17 protein-coding genes and 1 tRNA gene are annotated in these 19,298 nt (G+C 65.2%); 10 read left to right on the top strand and 8 right to left on the bottom strand.

From position 1 onward, the window contains the following. Window positions 1–98 precede the first annotated feature (98 nt). The 3 genes from DQG17_RS22070 to DQG17_RS06825 all read left to right on the top strand — a co-directional run bounded on the left by DQG17_RS22070 (window position 99) and on the right by DQG17_RS06825 (window position 2,172). Window positions 99–221, top strand: coding sequence for a hypothetical protein (locus tag DQG17_RS22070; protein ID WP_255415645.1), 123 nt, complete (start codon window positions 99–101; stop codon window positions 219–221). Between the two features lie 255 nt (window positions 222–476). Beyond that, a tRNA-Leu gene (locus tag DQG17_RS06830) sits at window positions 477–561 on the top strand. A 147-nt stretch (window positions 562–708) separates the two neighbouring features. Then, window positions 709–2,172, top strand: coding sequence for an exopolysaccharide biosynthesis polyprenyl glycosylphosphotransferase (locus DQG17_RS06825; protein ID WP_232829345.1), 1,464 nt, complete (start codon window positions 709–711; stop codon window positions 2,170–2,172). Between the two features lie 34 nt (window positions 2,173–2,206). Here DQG17_RS06825 and DQG17_RS06820 read toward each other — a convergent pair whose 3' ends face one another. Together DQG17_RS06820 and DQG17_RS21635 are read right to left on the bottom strand one after the other, a co-directional pair. Next, the gene (locus DQG17_RS06820) at window positions 2,207–3,523 is read right to left on the bottom strand and encodes a 3-deoxy-D-manno-octulosonic acid transferase (RefSeq protein WP_116131967.1); all 1,317 of its coding nucleotides are present in this window, start codon (window positions 3,521–3,523) and stop codon (window positions 2,207–2,209) included. 69 nt (window positions 3,524–3,592) lie between these two features. Then, entirely contained in the window at window positions 3,593–4,450 is an 858-nt protein-coding gene (locus tag DQG17_RS21635) for a YihY/virulence factor BrkB family protein (RefSeq protein ID WP_157973546.1), read from the bottom strand. Between the two features lie 307 nt (window positions 4,451–4,757). Here DQG17_RS21635 and DQG17_RS06810 point away from each other — a divergent pair, with 307 nt between their 5' ends. The 4 genes from DQG17_RS06810 to DQG17_RS06795 all read left to right on the top strand — a co-directional run bounded on the left by DQG17_RS06810 (window position 4,758) and on the right by DQG17_RS06795 (window position 8,251). After that, complete coding sequence (locus tag DQG17_RS06810) at window positions 4,758–5,897, top strand: NAD(P)H-dependent glycerol-3-phosphate dehydrogenase (protein WP_116131966.1); 1,140 nt, start codon at window positions 4,758–4,760, stop codon at window positions 5,895–5,897. 156 nt (window positions 5,898–6,053) lie between these two features. Continuing rightward, complete coding sequence (gene fabI, locus DQG17_RS06805; protein ID WP_116131965.1) at window positions 6,054–6,818, top strand: enoyl-ACP reductase FabI; 765 nt, start codon at window positions 6,054–6,056, stop codon at window positions 6,816–6,818. A 56-nt stretch (window positions 6,819–6,874) separates the two neighbouring features. After that, complete coding sequence (locus DQG17_RS06800) at window positions 6,875–7,021, top strand: hypothetical protein (protein WP_157973545.1); 147 nt, start codon at window positions 6,875–6,877, stop codon at window positions 7,019–7,021. Between the two features lie 81 nt (window positions 7,022–7,102). Beyond that, a complete protein-coding gene (locus DQG17_RS06795) occupies window positions 7,103–8,251 on the top strand; it encodes an acetate/propionate family kinase (protein ID WP_116131963.1) in 1,149 nt (382 codons plus the stop codon). Between the two features lie 635 nt (window positions 8,252–8,886). On the opposite strand, the gene DQG17_RS06790 is transcribed toward DQG17_RS06795, so the two are convergent. Both DQG17_RS06790 and DQG17_RS06785 read right to left on the bottom strand, forming a co-directional pair. After that, a complete protein-coding gene (locus DQG17_RS06790) occupies window positions 8,887–10,191 on the bottom strand; it encodes a malonyl-CoA decarboxylase domain-containing protein (protein ID WP_369907993.1) in 1,305 nt (434 codons plus the stop codon). Window positions 10,192–10,325: 134 nt separating this feature from the next. Beyond that, the gene (locus tag DQG17_RS06785; RefSeq protein ID WP_116131962.1) at window positions 10,326–10,787 is read right to left on the bottom strand and encodes an Lrp/AsnC family transcriptional regulator; all 462 of its coding nucleotides are present in this window, start codon (window positions 10,785–10,787) and stop codon (window positions 10,326–10,328) included. A 99-nt stretch (window positions 10,788–10,886) separates the two neighbouring features. Here DQG17_RS06785 and DQG17_RS06780 point away from each other — a divergent pair, with 99 nt between their 5' ends. Both DQG17_RS06780 and DQG17_RS06775 read left to right on the top strand, forming a co-directional pair. Continuing rightward, a complete protein-coding gene (locus DQG17_RS06780) occupies window positions 10,887–12,314 on the top strand; it encodes an aminotransferase class V-fold PLP-dependent enzyme (protein ID WP_116131961.1) in 1,428 nt (475 codons plus the stop codon). 96 nt (window positions 12,315–12,410) lie between these two features. Further along, window positions 12,411–12,845, top strand: a complete 435-nt coding sequence (locus DQG17_RS06775; RefSeq protein WP_116131960.1) for a methylglyoxal synthase — start codon at window positions 12,411–12,413, stop codon at window positions 12,843–12,845. A 116-nt stretch (window positions 12,846–12,961) separates the two neighbouring features. On the opposite strand, the gene DQG17_RS06770 is transcribed toward DQG17_RS06775, so the two are convergent. The 4 genes from DQG17_RS06770 to DQG17_RS06755 all read right to left on the bottom strand — a co-directional run bounded on the left by DQG17_RS06770 (window position 12,962) and on the right by DQG17_RS06755 (window position 17,990). Further along, on the bottom strand, window positions 12,962–14,266 hold the full coding sequence (locus DQG17_RS06770; RefSeq protein ID WP_116131959.1) for an FAD-binding oxidoreductase: 1,305 nt from the start codon (window positions 14,264–14,266) through the stop codon (window positions 12,962–12,964). A 116-nt stretch (window positions 14,267–14,382) separates the two neighbouring features. After that, entirely contained in the window at window positions 14,383–15,774 is a 1,392-nt protein-coding gene (locus DQG17_RS06765) for an aspartate aminotransferase family protein (RefSeq protein WP_116131958.1), read from the bottom strand. 28 nt (window positions 15,775–15,802) lie between these two features. Then, complete coding sequence (locus tag DQG17_RS06760) at window positions 15,803–17,179, bottom strand: glutamine synthetase family protein (protein WP_116131957.1); 1,377 nt, start codon at window positions 17,177–17,179, stop codon at window positions 15,803–15,805. A gap of 160 nt (window positions 17,180–17,339) precedes the next feature. Next, window positions 17,340–17,990: a GntR family transcriptional regulator gene (locus DQG17_RS06755; RefSeq protein ID WP_232829344.1), complete on the bottom strand. Its 651-nt coding sequence runs from the start codon at window positions 17,988–17,990 to the stop codon at window positions 17,340–17,342. A 154-nt stretch (window positions 17,991–18,144) separates the two neighbouring features. Between DQG17_RS06755 and DQG17_RS06750 the strand changes: the two genes are divergently transcribed. Then, complete coding sequence (locus tag DQG17_RS06750; protein ID WP_116131955.1) at window positions 18,145–19,239, top strand: polyamine ABC transporter substrate-binding protein; 1,095 nt, start codon at window positions 18,145–18,147, stop codon at window positions 19,237–19,239. Window positions 19,240–19,298: the final 59 nt, after the last annotated feature.

Here is a 19,298-nt window from a genome sequence, read left to right as displayed (position 1 = left end):
TTTGTTTTGTTCTCTAATGTTCTATTAAAGTTCTGTACTTCGGCGGCCAGATATGAGAACAAAGTGGCAACAGATTCTCCAGCCAAGAGGTCGCCTCCATGTACTCCGAGCTTCGATCCATCATCGCCCGCCACAACGCGACTCTGATCACGGATGCCTTCGGAGCCCTCTCGCTGATGACGGCCTTGATTGTCGGACTGCATCTGCCGGGCCTTTTCTGACCCTTTCCGTTTGCCTGCGATCCCTCGCCCGGCGGTGCCTGACACATCCCCGTTTTCGTGCAGCGCCTGGTTTCCTGCCTGTCCCTCGACGGAGGGTCCCGTGCCTCGGGTCTCTTCCGGGCCGGGCGAGTGGATCGTCACTCTGCCGCCGCCATCCTCCGGGGATGTGCGGCGGCTTTTTTCTTCTCGCCACGGTTGTGACGCCTTGCTAGAACGGCGCGAAGCCGGTGGGGCGCGCAGGCGTTCCCGGCTTTTGCGGGTGTGGCGGAACTGGTAGACGCACTTGGTTTAGGTCCAAGCGCCGCAAGGCGTGGGGGTTCGAGTCCCTTCACCCGCACCACGAATTCCAATCGGATGAACGAGCGACAGGATCGCAGCCGCGCGCGCCCACCGGCGCGCCGCGACACGTCCAATTTTCGCGATGAGGATCCGGTAACCTTTGCCTCCTAGGTTTGCGCCGGCGAGCAGTGGCAAGGCGGGAGGCGTCGTGACCCAGATCCAGTCCATCACCGTGGGGTTTCCCGCGGCCGATTCGGAGGTGAGCGAGGCGGCAGCCCGTGCGGCGCGGCTTCTCGCGCGGCCGTCGCTGGCGCCCATTCGCGTTGCGGTTCTGGCCGCAGCGGCCGAGGCACTCGTGCTGGCGATCGGCTATTGGTTCGTGCTGTTCGGGGCCACGCCGGGCCCGCAGTTCCCGATCGGCCCGGCGTCGATGGCCGCGGTCACACTGGCACTTGTCTCGGTGGCGGTCGTTGCATCGCTGGGCGGCTATGGCCTTCAGCGGCTGACAAAGGTGCGACGCGGGCTTGGCCCGCTACTTGCCGCCATTGCGGTCGCGCTGTTGCTCGCGGCGCTCCATTGGCAGGCCGCGTCTTTCGGCGCGCTGGCCCGATCAGCCGTTCTGGTCGCCGTGCTGGCGCTGGTGCCGTTCCGCGTGGCGCTGTCCGCGGCAGCGGCCTGGGCCGTGGCCAGCGGTCTGACCGCGCGCCGGGCGGTGCTGGCCGGCGGCGGGGCAGAGGCAGAGCGGGTGGTGCGCGGATTGGCGGACCGGCCCGGCAACGAGATCCGGATCTGCGGAATTTTCGATGACCGCGGCGCCGGGCGGGTGCCCGATGCGGTGCTCGATGTGCCAAAGATCGGGCGTTTCGACGATCTGGTGACATTCTGCCGGATGGCCGAGATCGACCTCATCATCCTCTGCCTGCCTCCCGAGGCAGACCGCCGCATCGCCATGCTGCTGGAACAGTTCCGGGTGCTGCCTGTTCCGGTACACCTCTCGGCGTTCAATCCGGGCTTTGCCTTTTCAGACGCGCAGGGACGCAGCTTGACCGAGGCGAGCTTCGGGGCAGAACGGCGGCTGGCCAAGCGGAGCTTCGATCTGGTCGCGGGCGGCCTGCTGACGCTGTTGCTTGCCCCGCTGATGGGGGTGATCGCCGTCATGATCCGCTGCGACAGCCCCGGTCCGGTCTTTTTTCGGCAGGAGCGCCACGGTTTCAACGACCACCCGATTCGGGTGTGGAAATTCCGCACCATGTATGCCGACCAGTGCGACCCGCGCGCGCTGCGGGTCGTGACCCGCGGTGATCCGCGGGTCACCCGGCTGGGGCGGCTGCTGCGCAAGTCCTCGCTCGACGAACTGCCGCAGCTGTTCAACGTGCTCGAGGGCACTCTGTCGCTGGTCGGGCCGCGCCCCCATGCGGTCGATGCCCGTTCGAGCCGGCAAGAGCGGTTTACCCAGATCGTTTCCGGCTATTCCGCGCGCCACAGGCTGCCACCGGGGATCACCGGCTGGGCCCAGATCCACGGCCTGCGGGGCGAGATCGACGATCCCGAAAGCCTGCGCCGGCGCTTCGCACTCGATCTCTACTATATCGAAAACTGGTCGCTCTGGCTCGACCTGCGGATCCTGCTGTTGACCCCGATCAGCCTGATCGACACGAGGCGCGCCTATTGAGTGTCGCGCGTGCCCGAGCGCGGCTCGGCCCGGGTCAGGTGGGCGGGATGTCCGGTTGTGTGGTCGCAGCGGCGGCGTCGGGACGAAGCGAGACCAGACCTGTGACATCGGCGAGACGGGACAGCAGGGGATCGAGCCCGGTTGCGTCAAGGCCGAGTGCGGCTGTCGCATTCTCGGCCATCCGGCCACGGCGGGGCGCGTCGAGCGCAGCCAGCGCCCGCGCCAGGCCGTCCGCGTCTGCGACCGCGATGGCGCCGTCCATGGCATCGAGGCTGGCATAGCTCTCGGTGAAATTGCCGACATGGGGTCCGTGCAGGATGGCACATCCGAATTGCGCAGGCTCGAAGGGTGTGTGCCCGCCCTTGTCCACCAGCGACCCGCCGACAAAGCACTGCCCGGCGAGCGTGTACCAAAGCGGCATCTCGCCCAGCGTGTCGGCCAGATAGACCGGCGTCCCGGGACCCGGCGCCTCGCCGCGTGACCGGGTGCTGAACCCAAGGCCGGCATCGCGCAGCAGCGCCGCGACCTCGTCGCTGCGTGCGGGATGGCGGATCGCGAGGATCAGCTTCAGGCGCGGGCGTTCGGCCTGTGCCGTGCGGAAGGCCGCGATCACCTGCGCCTCTTCTCCGGCATGGGTCGAGGCGGCAAGAACCGTATCGGCGCGCGGCAACAGCGCGGCAAGATCGGCGAGGGCCGCTGCGTCGGGCGCGGGCAGGGCGACAGTCGACTTGAGCGACAGCTGGGGGCCGAGCGAGGCGTCAGGCAGGCCGAGCGCGCGGAACCGTTCGGCCGAGGCGGCATCCTGCGGCGACAGCAGCGTGACAGCGCCGAGCATCGCCTGCATTGCGCCCGGCATGTGACGCCATTGCGCGGCGCTGCGGGTCGAGATCCGCGCCGAGACGAGGATAACCGGAAGGCCGCGCGCCGCTGCCATCACCATCCGGTTGGGCCAGAGATCGCCTTCGAGCAGCAACAGCGCCCGCGGCGTGGTGCGCGCCAGAAAGCGGCGCAGGCAGGCACGGAAATCGAGCGGGGCGAGGCAGGCCGCGACCCGCGGCAGGCCCCAGCCCCGGACCATGTCGCGCCCGGTCGGGTTGTTGGCGGTGATGACGAGCCGCAGCGCGTGATCGCGGGCGATCAGCGTCTCGATCAGCGTGCGCGCCGAGGTCAGCTCTCCGTTCGAGGCGCCGTGCAACCACAGGACCGGCCCCCCAGCCGGAGCAACGGACCCGCCGCCCCCCAGACGTTCGTAAAGATCGGTCAGACCCTCGCGACCGCGCAGCAGCCGGAGAGCGAGCCAGAGCGCAAGGACCGGGCTGAGCAGCGTCAACAGAAGGCGATAGCGAAACATCGGGAACCTGCGATTTCGGCCCGGCAAGGCTGCGTGCGGCGGTGGGTGCGCGGCCGTCCGGCGCGCGGATCAGGCCAGCTGGTCGGTTTTGCCGGCATCGGGCCCGGACGGGATATCCACTTCGGGATCGCGGTCGTGCGGCGGCGATGCCATGGCCTCGCGGTGGGAATTCACGGTGCCGCCAATCAGCACGACAAAGGCCGATATATAGAACCACATGAGCATCGCGATCACCGCGCCGAGCGAGCCATAGGTCTTGTTGAATTGTCCGAAGCGTTCGAGATAGGCCGAGAAGGCCAGCGAGGCCACGACCCAGAACACCGTGGCAAGGATCGAGCCGAGCGAGAACAGTCGGGTGTGGTGGCTTTGATGGTTCGGTCCCATGCGATAGAGCAGGCCGATGCCGATCGGCACCACGGTGATTGCGACAAGCCAGCGCAACGTGTTGACGATAAAGCCGGTATAAGGGCCAAGCGGCAGGCTCGAAACAATGATCGGCGCGATGACGACGGTGGCGAGCGACACCAGCGCAACCCCGACCAGAACGATCGTCAGCAGCAGCGCGACAACGATCCCGTGCAGGCCGCTGCGCGTGGGCGTGCCATAGGCGGCCTCGAGCCCGCGGATCATGGCGGCGACGCCGGCCCGGGTCGCCCAGATGGCCGTCAGGAGCGAAAGCGCGCCGGCCCAGCCCAGCACGTCCTTTGGACCGCTGGCGATGGAATGCACCTGATCGCGCAGCATGACAAAGGCTGAATCGGGTATCATCGAGCGGTATTCGTTCAGTTGCACTTCGACCAGATCCGGGTTGGCGAACAGACCCCACAGCGTGACCAGGGCGGTGATTGCCGGGAAAACCGCCATCAGGCCGTAAAAGGCGACGCCGGCCGCGATCAGCCCCAGATGCGCACGGTTCATCGTGTGCATGATCGCTCCTACCAGTGTCAAAAGCTCTCCAGCCCTGCCAAACATCCCCACCTCCGATCGAGTCGCGTCCTTGCCCGCCCCGGCATCGCGGCATTGCAGCACCGGGGGTCGGACGCAGGCACCATAGGGTGCAGGCGGGCAGGGTGGAAAGGCGGAAATCCGGCGCTGATGCGGTTGAACTCCGTTGCTAAAGGCGCCATTTGTGCGAGTGCTGGCCGGCAGACGCTGGCTGGCCCCGGAATGCAGGCCGTGTGCGCAAGGCGACGGCCGGAATTTCCGGCCGGACCCTACAAGGCGCAAGGAACATATGCCCAGCCCCGACCCGATTTCCCGAACCTCCCTCTCCGAAACAGACCGCGGCCCCTTTGAAACCATCGCCGTTGTCGGTGCCGGTGCCTGGGGCACGGCGCTGGCGCTGGTTGCGCGCGAAGCCGGGCGCGAGGTGCGGCTATGGGGCCGCAACAACGAAGACATCGCGACGATGACCAAGACCGGGCAGAACATGCGCTATCTGCCCGGCATCCACTTGCCGGAGGGGATCGAGGCCACGGCTGACATGGGGGCTGCTCTGTCCGGCGCCGATTGCGTGCTGCTGGTCACGCCCTCGGTGACGTTGCGCGAAATTTGCCGCCAGTGCGCGCCGCATCTGGGCGAGGGAGTGCCGGTGGTCCTGTGCGCCAAGGGGATCGAGACCGGATCGGGCAAGCTGCTGAGCGAGGTTGCGGGCGAGGAACTGCCGGAGCATCCGATCGGGGCGTTGTCGGGGCCGACATTCGCCCGCGAGACGGCGCTGAACTATCCGACCGCGGTCACGCTTGCTTTCCCCTTCGCCCAGGCCCACCGCCGCGACCCTGAGGCCGCAACCGCATCGCGCCTTGCACTGTCGCTCGGGTCCGAGATGTTCCGCCCCTATGTCTCGGACGATCTGGTTGGCGTCGAGGTTGCCGGCGCGGTCAAGAACGTGGTGGCCATTGCCTGCGGCATGATGACGGGGGCGGGATACGCCGAAAACACCCGGGCGGCCCTGATCACCTGGGGGATCGCCGAGATGATGGCGCTGGCCGAGGCGCTGGGGGGCAGCCGCGAAACGGTAGCGGGCCTGTCGGGCGTCGGCGATCTGACGCTGACCTGTTCGTCGAAGACCTCGCGCAACATGCATTTCGGCGTGCAGCTTGGGGCCGGGATCGAGCGGGAAAACCTGTTTGGCGGCAATCCGGTGGTGGTCGAGGGCGAGGTCAACGCGATCTCGGTCATCGATCTGGCGGACCGGATCGGCATCGAGATGCCGGTTTGCCGTGCGGTGCACGATATCCTGCACGAGGGCGCCGACCTGCGTGCCACCTTTGCCGCGCTCTGGGCCCGGCCGCTGACGGGCGAATCCCGGGCGCTCAACCTGGAACTCGACCATCCCTCGACGGCGACGGGCATCGGATCCGCCGTCGGCTGAACCGCCCGTTCCCCGGCGCGGCGCTGCACGTCCCATCAGGGACGGACCCAACGGATATCTGTCCGTGCCGCTGCGACGCGGCGGGTGTGGTGCGGCGGTGCAGCATTGTTACAAAGGGCGCGCTAGCATCTTAGCGACTCATCTCGGGGTAACAGAATGTTCTCACTCAAGGGCAAGAAGGCGCTGATCGTCGGCGTCGCCAACGACCAGTCGATCGCCTATGGCTGTGCCGCCGCCATGCGCGCCCAGGGCGCCGATCTGGCGATCACCTATCTCAACGAACGGGCCGAAAAACACGTGCGCCCGCTGGCCGAAGCGCTCGATGCCGAGATCATCGCGCCGCTCGATGTCAGCGTGCCGGGCGCGGACGCAGCCCTGTTCGACGTGATCCGCGAACGTTGGGGCGGGCTCGACATCCTGCTTCATTCGATTGCCTTCTGCCCCAAGGACGACCTGCACGGCCGGGTCATCGACTGCTCGTCCGAAGGCTTTCAGATGGCGATGGATGTGTCGGTCCATTCGTTCCTGCGCCTGATCCGCCGCGCCGAGCCCTTGATGAAGAATGGCGGCACCTGCCTGACCGTCTCGTTCTATGGCTCCGAAAAGGTGGTCGAGGATTACAACATCATGGGCCCCGTGAAGGCCGCGCTGGAAAGCTGCACCCGCTATGTCGCGGCAGAGCTTGGCGAAAAGATGATCTCGGTCAACGCGCTGTCGCCGGGGCCGCTTGCCACCCGCGCTGCCTCGGGCATCGCGCATTTCGACGAGATGCTGGCCGATGCCGCCCGCAAGGCGCCGACCCATCAACTCGCCTCCATCGAAACCATCGGGGCCTATGCCGCCTTCCTTGCCTCGGATGCGGCCCGCAATGTGACCGGCGCCATCATCAAGATCGACGGCGGCTATTCGATCATGGGGTGATCCCCGGTGCTGCGACCGATCTGCCCCGGCGTGTTCGATGCGCGGCGGGGCAGGCGGTGTCGTTCTTTGCGCCCTGCGTCTCGCCCATGCGCCTGGCCATGGCCGCCCGCGACCCGCACGAGATGCAGGCCGAGGCCCGTGCGATGATGGAGCGCATCGACGGCCGCCTTGGCGCACTTGAGGCAGTCGGCGCAGCGGAGTAACCCCTCATCAGGCGCGCTGCGTTGCGGCAAATCTGCGACGCCGCCTCGAGCCCATTTCGCGAAGCTTCGGAGTATCCCTCAATGCCTGCAATCCTGACTCTGAACGCCGGGTCGAGTTCCATCAAATTCTCGGTCTATCTTGCCGGCGAGGATCCGACGGAAATCGCCGTTGGCCAGATCGACGGGCTTGGCCCTTCGGCGAAGCTGATACTGGAACACAACCGCGAAAAGACCCGACGGGACCTGGGCGAGACCGATCACAACTCGGGCGTTGCCGCGATTCTGAAGGCTGTGGCGCCGATCCTCGGCACCGCGGGGGTTGCAGGCGTCGGCCACCGGATCGTGCATGGCGGCATCAAATACGGCGATCCGGTCGTTCTGACCGACGATATCATCGAGGATCTCGAACGCCTGACCCCGCTTGCCCCGCTGCACCAGCCGCATAACCTTGCCGCAATCCGTGCCGCGATCGAGGCATTCCCCGATGCGGTGCAGGTCGGCTGTTTCGACACCGGATTCCACCGCGGCCACCCGTTCGTGAACGACACCTACGCGCTGCCGCGGGAATATTACGAGAAGGGCGTGCGCCGCTATGGCTTCCACGGCCTCAGCTATGACTACATCACCGGTTATATCGAAAAGCATCATCCGATCCTGCACGGCGGCCGGATCGTGATCGCCCATCTTGGCAACGGCTCGTCGATGTGCGTGGTCAAGGGCCGTCAGGCAATCGCCTCGACACTGGGATTCTCGGCAGTCGACGGGCTGCCCATGGGCACACGTTGCGGTCAGCTCGATCCGGGCGTGATCCTCTATCTGCTGGAGCAAGGGTTGGACCGGCAGGAGATTTCGGACATCCTGTTCAAGAAATCCGGTCTGCTGGGAATGTCGGGCATCAGCCACGACATGCGCACCCTGCTCGAATCGAACGAGCCGAATGCGGCCGAGGCGGTCGAATACTATGTCGCCCGGGTCAAGCGCGAGCTTGGCGCGCTGGCCGCAACCGTCCATGGGCTCGACGCGGTGGTATTTGCCGGCGGCATCGGCGAAAACGCCTGGCAGATCCGTGAACGCGTGATCGAGGGGCTGAACTTCCTCGGCCTGTCCATCGACAAGGCGGCGAACGTGCACAATGCCGAGATTGTCAGCCATGGCATCACCCCGATTCTTGTGGTCAAGACCGACGAGGAGCGGGTGATTGCGCGCGCCGTCGCGAAAAAGCTGACCTGAGACCGAATTTCGGGCGATCTGCAGCGGGTGAGGTGAAGAGGTGTTCCAGGTGTCCGGAACACCCGCCGCCCGGGGTCTGAGGGCGTCGCACCGTCGACATTTTTCCACGTCGTGCAGCAATGACCTTTGCCAGCGATCCGGGGCCTCAGCGGACATGCCGCGCGGCACCGGATCAAGGCGCGGTCCGCCGATTCCAAGGGCAATCGGACCGATTCGGACAGGTCAGGACGTCAGGATCCGAAATTTTTTCTCCCAATGGCGAAATTCGTAATTGAAATGATGTTCGGCGGTGTTAACCTTGGTTAATCAAAGGTTGCCGGCCGAGGGCAGGCCGGTTTGGTGTGTAACCGGTGGTGATGAAGCGTTCGATTTGTCAACGACGTACGATTTTCTGGCGCTCAGGCGGGCCTCTTCGCTGTGAATTCCGACCCACGGGCCGGTCACGCACGGAGATGTTTGGGGTCTTGCTTTCCCATACGGCAAGTTTGGGATTGCGTAATTTCGCGCAAGAGCTACGTTCATTCACCTATCTGAGTCGGACCGGGGTGCATCGGTCGCTCAGGAGGAAACTAATTTGTGGCCTTGGCACCGCGGTCTTATCCTTCCGCAGCCGGGGTCCCAGGTGGCTGGGCCGGTTATTTTCCGGCTTCGGCAGGTGCGGGGGGCGTGGTGAAAGCCACGCCCCTTTCCGCGCGTGACCGAGCTTTCACCGATCGACTGGCCGCGACCTTCCCTTCACTGCTGAAGGCCTCGTGATTGCGCTCGGTCTGGGCCGAATCATAGAGATAGTTCACCATCAATCCGCAGGATTGTTCGAGGCCGCTGGCGCTGGTGTCGGCGTTGGCGTGGACGTCGTGGATGATGGCCCCATTGCCCAGATGGAACCGCGCCACCGGATCGGCCGGCGACCCGTTCGGGCGTTTTGCCTCCAACAGATAGCGCGCCGCCATCGATTCGGCTTCGGCCTCGGTCGCCGTGCCGTCCAGCACCCGTTTTGCCCTGGGATCGCCCTGCTGGGTCCGAAGCCAGCGGGTAAGACCGGGCATCGGCGACAGCGTCACGAAAGTCTCAAGCCTCGGCAAGTCGTGCGACAGTTCGTTCACCACCTGCTTGATCAGGAAATTGCCGAACGAGACGCCGCGCAGCCCGCCCTGACAGTTCGAGATCGAATAGAACACGGCGACGCGGGCCTCGTCTGCCTGCAGCGTCGCGCGATCCTCGGCCAGAAGCGCCTGGATCGATCCGGGGATCTCGCGGGTCAGCGCAACCTCGACAAAGATCAGCGGCTCGCTGGGCATGGACGGGTGGAAGAAGGCAAAGCACCGGCGGTCCGTCGGATAGAGCCTGCGGCGCAGATCGTCCCAGCCGTGGATCTGGTGCACCGCCTCATAGGCCACGATCTTTTCCAGCAACTTGGCCGAGGTGTCCCAGTCGATCTGGCGCATGGTCAGAAAGCCGTGATTGAACCAGCCGCGCAGCATGTGCACGAAGTCCTGGTCTATCGTCGCGAAGTCGGGGTGGTCCTTGAGCAGTCCCAACAGGTCGACCCGCATCCGGACCAGTTCGGCCGTGGCGCCGGGCGCCTGGTTCAGCCGCCGCAGAAGCATGCGCCGCCGGGGTTCGGCCGCCGCCATGAGGGCTGCGAAATTCGCCGGGCTGTGATCGGCGCCATAGGCTTCGGCAAGCCGCACCACCGCGGCCGCGTCCAGATCGAGCGTGTCGGCCAGATACCGGAAGAACCCCAGTTTTGCCTCGGGTGAGAGATGCCGGTATTTGGACAGGATGCCATTGGCCAGCCGGAGGCCTGCAACCTCGCTGGTCGACTCGAGAAGGGCGTCGCAAAGGTCCTCCACCGGTCGGCGGTCCTGGCTGTTGCCGGGACGGCGGCTGCGATCATAAAGCGTGCCGAGCAGATCGCCTAGAAAACTGATGCGTGCCATTCTTCCTCTCCCCTTCGGGTCAGGTCGCACCCAGTCTAGACCATTCCGAACCCGGGCTCATCCGGGATCCACCCTGGAACGCCGCACTGCGGCGTTTCGCGCCGAGGGCGATCATCTTTCCGGGGAGGTGACGCCTAGAGCGGCAGCGGGCGGTTTTCAGCGATAGCTTCCATCGCGAAATAGGAGGTGACCGAATCGAGCTCTACGCCTGAGATCAACCGCAGATAGACCGCATCGTAGCTTTGCATCGAACCGGTCACGACCTTCAGCAGATAGTCATAGTCGCCGCCGATCCGGAAGAAATCGACCACCTCGGGAATGGTCTGGACATGGCGGCGGAAGGCTTCGAGCCATGCCGCCGAATGGTGCCGGGTCCGCAGCATCACGAAAACGACGAGATCGAGTCCGAGAGCCGAGCGGTCGAGCCGGGCGCTGCTGCCCTTCAATACCCCGGCATCGGTCAGCGTCCGAAGCCTGCGCCAACAGGCATTTTGCGACAGCCCGACACGGTCGGCGAGCGCCCGTTGCGACAGCGATGAATCGCGCTGAAGTTCGTTCAGAAGTGCGAGGTCGATATGATCCAGTTTTTCTCTCATTCAGCAATCATATGACACAAAGAATAACAATAACATCCAAAAATAGGGGGGAAATTTTGCCGCATGGCAGGTCAATATCCTGAAAACGGAGACGCGTACATGACACATGAGGCATTCGAGGCATTTCGGCGCGATCTGGCGGCGGGGGACCCGCTTGCAGCGTTGCGCGAGGGCGTGATCGGCGAGGGGGTCATGATCCCCGGACGCGACGGTCCCGTGCCGCTGGTCTATGCCGATTACGTCGCCTCGGGGCGGGCGTTGCGGCAGGTCGAGGATTTCGTCCAGACCCGGGTGCTTCCCTTCTATGCCAACAGCCATACCGAGGCATCCTTTTGCGGCCAGTACACCACAGGTCTGCGCGAGGCGGCGCGGGCCGAGATCGCGCGATTGACCGGGGCGGGGGCCGATTGTGCGGTGATCTTCGCGGGCTCGGGGGCGACGGCGGGGCTCAATCGTCTGGTGACGCTGCTCGGTGTCGCGGGGGCGCGGCGTCCTGTCGTCTTCATCGGCCCCTACGAGCATCACTCGAACATCCTGCCCTGGCGTGAAAGCGGCGCCGAGGTCGTGGAAATACCCGAGGCAGTCGGGGGCGGCCCGGATCTGGCTGCACTCGAGGCGGCGTTGCTGGCCCATGCCGACGCGGATCTGAAGATCGGCAGCTTCTCGGTCGCCTCGAACGTCAGCGGGATCATTACCGACGACCGGGCAGTGACGCGGATGCTCAAGGCACACGGCGCACTGGCGGTCTGGGACTATGCCGGCGGCGGACCTTACCTTCCCATCGACATGGGCCGGGGGGAGGAGGCAAAGGACGCCATCGCGCTGTCGCCGCACAAGTTCGCCGGCGGTCCCGGTGCCTCGGGTCTGCTGATCCTGCGCCGCTCGGCCGTGCGGCTGGCGCGGCCGAGTTGGCCCGGCGGCGGCACGGTCGCCTTCGTCTCGCCCTGGGGGCATCGTTATTCCGACAACCTTGCGGCGCGCGAAGAGGCGGGCACGCCCAACGTGATCGGCGACATCCGCGCCGCGCTTGCCCTGATCGTCAAGGATGCGATCGGGCTCGACCGGCTGGCGGCCCGCGAGGCGGCGTTGAACCGGCTGGCACTTTCCGCGTGGAACGGGCACCCGCAACTGACGCTGCTTGGCTGCGAGGCGGCGCATCGGCTGCCGATCTTTTCATTCCTCGTACGCGACCGGCAGGGGGCGGCGGTGCATCATCAGCTTTTCACCCGTGCTCTCAGCGACATCTATGGCATTCAGGCGCGTGGCGGCTGTGCCTGTGCGGGCCCCTATGGACACCGGCTGCTGGGGATTGGTGCGGCGGCGTCGGCGGACATGGCGGCACGGATCGCGGCGGGCGACGAGATCGCCAAGCCCGGCTGGGTGCGGCTGAACTTCAGCCCGCTGATGACCGACGACACCGCGCGCCACATCACGGCCTCGGTTCTGGATCTGCTGGGGCGGATCGACGATGTCGCGCCGAATTATACTGGCGATCCGGCCACGGCACGGTTCCGCGCGGCGGGTTGAGGCGGCCTGGGACAGTTGCGGCGGGATCCGCTTGTCACCGGCGCGGATTTGCGCGAGACCGCCACGGCAAAAGCCTGTCCTGGAAAGGAATGCGCAATGCCCCGAATGATCGCCCGCAAGCGGATCGCCCTTGTCGCCCACGACGCGATGAAACCGGCGATGGTGGCCTGGGCCGCCCGCAACCGCGAGGCGCTGGCACGCCACGAGCTGTTCGGAACCGGAACCACAGGCGGCAAGGTCGCGGAAGGCACAGGCTTGCCGGTGACGCGGCTGAAAAGCGGGCCGCTCGGTGGCGACCAGCAGCTTGGTGCGATGATCGCCGAGGGTCGGCTCGACGTTCTGATCTTCTTTTCCGACCCGCTGACCGCGATGCCGCACGATGTCGATGTGAAGGCCCTGATCCGCATTTCGACGCTGGAACAGGTTGTGGTGGCCTGCAACGCTGCCACGGCGGATTTCGTGATCGCTTCGTCGCTGTTCGACAAGGACTATGCACTGCGCCTCGAGGAGACGCCGAACGCCAGCCGGTAGGCCGCCGCAGTGCCAATGGCCATGCGGCGCACCGGGGGCAATCCCGGCCCGAGTCCTGAAGATGCAGTGTCGTCAGACAATGTGGCGAACCCGCGCTGCCTGGGGCCGCTTGCCGCCTAAAGCCGGTCGCGCATCGAATACCACAGCATGGCCAGCACCAGCAGCGCGTTGCGCATGTTGGGGCCGCCGGGAAACCGCAGGGTCGGCACCCGTGCCATGGTGTCGAAGCGTTCGGCCTGACCGGCCAGCGCCTCGGCCGCGATCTGTCCGGCGAGCGTCGCCATGGCAAGCCCGTGGCCGGAATATCCCGACAGGCTGAGGACGTTGCCGGCAAGCCGCGTGAACTGCGGCATCCGGTTCATGGTGATCCCGAGCGTCCCGCCCCAGGCATAGTCGATGCGTACATCGTCGAGCTGCGGAAAGATCTCGAGCATCGGCTTGCGGACCGCCTTGGCGATGTCGGCGGGGAAGTGATAGCCATAGCTTTCCGAGCCCCCGAACAGCAGCCGGTGATCCTCGGAGAAGCGGAAGTAGTTCACGACGAACTTGCTGTCGCCGACGGCATGGTTGCCGCGGATGATCGCTTCCTGCTGGTCGGGGTGCATCGGTTCGGTGGCGATCATGTAGTTGTTGATCGGCATGACATGGGCCGCGACATCGCCGTTCAGCTTGCCGATATAGCCATTGCACCCCAGCACGACGAAATCGGCGGTGACGGTCGCGGCCTCGGTCGTGACCCGCGCCGGCGCGGTCTGTTCGAGCGTCGTGACCCGCGAACGTTCAAAGATCCGCACGCCAGCCGCCATGGCGATCCGCGCCAGCCCGAAGGCAAAGCGCAGCGGGTCGAGGTGGCCGGCGCTGCTGTCGAGAAATCCACCGTGATAGGCCTGCGATCCGACGAGGTTGCGCATCTCTTCGCGGTCGACGAAGCGCATCTTCTTGTAGCCGTAGCGATCGCGCAAAAAGTCGACATAGGCCCGGGTCTGGGGAACGAACCGGGCGCGGTGATCGGCGTGGATCAGGCCCGGGTGAAAGGTGCAATCGGCCATCTCGGGCCGGTTGGACATCTTGCGGACCAGCGCCACCGAATCGAGCGAGATCTGCCAGAGCTTTCTGGCGTCGTCCGCGCCCATCTGGGCCTCGAGATCGTACTGGTCCATGCGCTGGCCGGGCCAGACCTGACCGCCGTTGCGCCCGGAGGCGCCAAACCCGACCCGCTGCGCCTCGAGCAGGATCACGTCGTATCCCCGCTCGGCCAGATGCAGCGCGGTCGAAAGGCCGGTATAGCCGCCGCCGACGACGCAGACATCGCATTTCAACGCGCCCTCGGCCACCGGCAAGGGCGGCAGGGGCGGTGCCGTCTCGGCATAGAAGGAGCGGGGGTATTCCCCCGGGCGGTCGTTGGCGGTCAGCAGGTCCATGCCGGCTCCTTTTGCATGAGGCCATGGATACCGGGCGGGGGCTGCCCGGTCGGCGCGTCTCGGGTGGCACCGGATCGCCCCCGTCATCGGGGGCGTCCGGGTGGACGGCGCCTTTCCTAGCGGTATAGACCCTTGTCCTTGATCTCGGCCAGCGTCAGGTCGAGCGCGCGCACGGCCCGTTCGATCAGCACGTCGACTTCGGGTTTCGACAGCGTCAGCGGCGGGGAAATGATCATCCGGTCGCCGACATGGCGCATGATAAGGTTGCCGTCAAAGCAGTGGCCGCGGGCAATTGCGCCGACGGTGCCCTTGCTGGCCAGGAACGGCGCGCGCGCCGCCTTGTCGGGGGTCATGGCGACCGAAGCCATGAAGCCCTTGATCTTCGCCTCGCCGACCAGCGGGTGATCGACCAGTTGCTCCCACTTTTCCTTCAGATAGGGGCCGGTGCGGTCGGCCACGTTGCCGACCAGATCCTCGCCCACGAGAATGTCGAGGTTGGCCAGCGCCACGGCACAGGACACCGGATGGCCGGAATAGGTGTAGCCATGCGCGAATTCGCCGGCCTCGTCGATGGTACGGGCAACCTCGTCGCTGACGATCGAGGCACCGATCGGCGCATAGCCCGAGCTGAGCCCCTTTGCGACCGTCATGATGTCGGGCCGGATCTGATAGGTCTGGGTGCCGAACATGCTGCCGGTCCGGCCAAAGCCGCAGATCACCTCGTCGGCGATCAGCAGGATCTCGTGTTCGTCACAGATCCGCTGGATCTCGGGCCAATAGGTCGAGGGCGGGACGATCACGCCACCCGCACCCTGGATCGGTTCGGCAATGAAGGCCGCGACCCGGTCTTCGCCGAGTTCGGCGATCTTGTCCTCAAGCTCGCGGGCGCGGGCGAGGCCGAAGTCCTCGGGCGTCATGTCGCCGCCTTCGGACCACCAGTCGGGCTGGTTGATATGGACGATGCCGGGGATCGGCAGGCCGCCCTGGGCGTGGATCCCCTTCATCCCGCCCATCGAGCCGCTGCCCATCGACGAGCCGTGATAGCCGTTCTTGCGGCCGATCACGATCGACTTCTCGGGCTTGCCCTTGGAGGCCCAGTAATGGCGCACCAGCCGCAGGTTGGTGTCGTTGGCGTCCGAGCCGCCCGAGGCAAAGAAGACGTGGTTCAGATCGCCCGGCGCCATCTCGGCCAGACGCTGGGCCAGGGCGATGGCCGGTACGTGGGTGGTCTGGAAGAAGGTGTTGTAGAAGGGCAGTTCGCGCATCTGGCGCGCCGCAGCCTCGGCCAGTTCCTCGCGGCCATAGCCGATGTTCACGCACCACAGCCCTGCCATGGCGTCGAGGATTTCCTCGCCCTCCGAATCCGTGATCCAGACCCCTTTGGCCCGCGTGATCACCCGTGCGCCCTTTGCGGCCAGTTCGGCGCCGGCGGTGAAGGGGTGCATGTGGTGGGCGGCATCCAGTGCCTGCAATTCGGCGGTGGGCAGGTGGTTGGTGATCATGTTCATTTCGTGGTGGTCCTTCATGGCAGGGCGCTCAGACGTTCAGCAGCAGATGCTGGCGTTCCCAGGGCGAGATCTCGCGCTGGTATTCGTCATGCTCGGCGTGCTTGATGCCCGAGTAGACATTGCAGAATTCCTCGCCCAGCACTTCGCGCACCTCGTTGTCCTCGTCGAACAATGCCAGTGCTGCCGAAAGGCTGTAGGGCAGGTTGGTTTCGCTTTCGAACACCTCGTGCAGCGCGATCGGGCGCGGCGAGATCGCGTTGACCATGCCGAGATAGCCCGAGGCGAGGCTGGCGGCGATGGCGAGATAGGGATTGCAGTCGATCCCGATCACCCGGTTTTCGACCCGCCGGGCGACGGGGGGCGAATTGGGAATGCGAAGGCCGGTGGTGCGGTTGTCGCTGCCCCATTCGAGGTTCGTCGGCGCGCTCATCCCGGCCGCGCTGAATCGGCGGAACGAATTGACGTAGGGCGCCAGCAGCGGCAGCACCGACATCAGGTATTTCTGGCTGCCGCCGATGAAGTGGAAGAAGGCGTCGGTCTCGCCGCCCTCGGCGTCGGTGAATATGTTCTGGCCGGTCGCGATGTCGACCACGCTCTGATGCAGGTGCATGGCGCTGCCCGGCTCGTCGCGCATGGGCTTGGCCATGAAGCTGGCGAAAACCCCGTTCTTCAACGCCGCCTCGCGGATCGTGCGCTTGAAATAGAACACGTGGTCGGCCTGCTTCAGCGGGTCGTCGTGCATCAGGTTGATCTCGATCTGACCGGCGCCGCCTTCCTGGATCACGGTGTCGATCTCCAGCCCCTGAGCCTCGGCATAGTCATAGATCAAGTCGATCACCACGCCGTATTCGTCGACCGCAACCATCGAATAGGCCTGCCGGCTGGCGCCCTTGCGGCCGGTCCGTCCGGTGGGCGGCTCGATCGGTTCGTTGGGGTCGAGGTTCGGCTTGGTGAGATAGAATTCCAGCTCGGGCGCGACGACGGGTTTCCAACCGCGGTCGGCATAGAGCCCGAGCACGCGTTTCAGCACGTTGCGGGGCGCAATGCCCAGCGGCTGGCCCTCGCGGGTCTCCAGATCGCAGATCACCTGCAGCGTCGGATCTTCGGCCCAGGCAACGGCGGTCGCTGTGCCCATGTCGGGGCGCAGCACGATGTCCTTTTCAAGCCACTGATCGGTGATGTCCTCCATATCGACGTATTCGCCGGACACCGTTTGATAGAACAGCGAGATCGGAAGGAAGAAGGTCTCGTCGGGCGAGAACTTGTGGCTCGGCATCGCCTTGCCGCGCGACATGCCGACGGTGTCGGGGACGATGCACTCGACTTCCTCGAGGCGACGGTCGCCGAGGTAGGTCAAAAAGGCCTCGGGCAGGCTTTCGATCCAGTTCTGGTCGTTGCGCGACATCGCGGGGTCCATCCTTGTCTGAGCCGTCCCGTGCCGGGGCGAGGCGCGCGCGGCGGCCCGCAAGGGGAGCGTCGGCGGTGGCGGCGAAGGTTGTCAGCGGTTTATGATCAAATTTAAGAAGGAGTCAATCCGAACCGCGGCCGCGCGGGGCCGCTGCCCATCAGTCGGGCAGGGTAGAGCGAATCTGATCGAGTCCCTGGCAAATATCCTGTTCCATTGCTGCCCGAACCTTGAGCGGATCGCCCAATGTCAGCGCATCGATTGCACGGCTGTGTTCGTCCGGCAGGTTTGACGTACCGTAAAGCCCGCAGACCACCCGCAGCGATGGCCCGACCCGCAGCCAGAGGCTGGCGGCCAGTGCCTGCAGGACCTGCGCGCGGGCCTCGCGATAGAGCCGGAAGTGAAAGCGGTGGTTCTGTTCCAGATAGGTCCGGACGTTGCCACGCTTGATCGCCAGATCGACCTGGTCGTCGATCGCCGTCAGGTCGCGGATCAGCGTAGAATCAACGTTTTTCGCGGCCTGAAAGGCCAGCTCCGGTTCGATTGCCAGCCTGGCATAGCGGATCTCCTCCAGGTCCGCGACGCTCAGGATCGGCACGCAGATCCGCCGGTTGCCAAGCACCGACAGCGCCCCTTCGGCGGTCAGCCGGCGGATCGCCTCGCGCACCGGGGTCATCCCGGCACCGATGCTTTCGGTCAGCCCCATGATCGTGACCGGCTGGCCCGGCTCGACCTCGCCGAACAGAATCATGTCCCGAAGCCGACGGTAGATCGCCTCGTGCTCAGGCTTCTTTCCCTCTTGCGTGTTCACGGGGGCTGCCCTTTGTTTGAGTAAGGAACCGGCAGATCGTCCGGCTCGCCACAAGAAATACCGCGGATCCTGCGTGAACCGCATTTTGGGGTTTGCGTTTGATCAAATTAACATTTCAAATAATGACGCGACAAGCAACATGGGAAGGACAAAAATGACTCATGCCAAGCCACACCTCTGGACACTGCTTCTGGCGTCAGTGGCGATGACCACGGCGGCATCTGCAGAAGAAGTCCACGTCTACAACTGGTCGGACTATATCGCACCTGAATTGCTGGACAAGTTCGAGGCCGACACCGGAATTGACCTTGTCTATGACGTTTTCGATTCGAACGAGGTGCTCGAGACCAAGATGCTCGCCGGCGGCTCGGGATATGACGTCGTGGTGCCGACCGGCACCTTCCTGCAGCGCCAGATCCAGGCCGGCGCGTTCCAGAAGCTCGACAGGTCGAAGCTTCCGAACATCGACAACATGTGGGACGTGATCGAGAAGCGGACCGCGCAATACGATCCGGACAACGCCTATTCGATCAATTACATGTGGGGCACCACCGGGCTTGGCGTGAACCTCGCCAAGGTCAAGGAAGTGCTGGGCGAGGACGCGCCGATCGACTCTCTCGATCTGGTCTTCGACCCCGCCAACATGGAGAAGCTTGCCGCCTGCGGCGTCTTCGTTCTGGACGCCCCGACCGAGATGATCCCGGCCGCGCTGAAATACATCGGCGAGGACCCGGACAGCCACGATCCCGACGTGATCGCCAAGGTCGAGCCGGTGCTGATGGCGGTGCGGCCCTACATCCAGAAATTCAACAGCTCGGAATACATCAACGCGCTCGCGAACGGCGACATCTGTGTGGCCTTCGGCTGGTCGGGTGACATCCTGCAGGCGCGCGACCGCGCCGTCGAGGCCGACAACGGCGTCGAGATTGCCTATAACGCGCCGAAGGAAGGCGCGCTGATGTGGTTCGACCAGATGGCCATTCCGGTCGATGCGCCGAATCCCGAGGCGGCGCTGGTGTTCCTGAACTTCATCATGGACCCCGAAAACATGGCCGCCGCGTCGAACTATGTTTATTACGCGAACGGCAACAAGGCGAGCCAGGCGTTCCTGTCCGAGGATGTGATCGACGACACCGCGATCTATCCCGATGCCCAAACGCTCGATAATCTCTATACCGTGACGCCCTACGAACCCAAGGTGCAGCGCACGGTCACCCGGCTCTGGACCAAGATCAAGTCCGGCACCTGATCCGCCAGGTCTGACGACCCCGCGTCCGCAATGGCGCGGGGTCTTTTCATCGCAGCCGA

This window comes from Tropicimonas sp. IMCC34043 (genome assembly GCF_003390845.1).
Taxonomy (GTDB): Bacteria; Pseudomonadota; Alphaproteobacteria; order Rhodobacterales; family Rhodobacteraceae; genus Tropicimonas.
The sequence above is the reverse complement of the archived record's forward strand: the minus strand, read 5'-3'. Positions and strand labels throughout refer to the sequence as shown.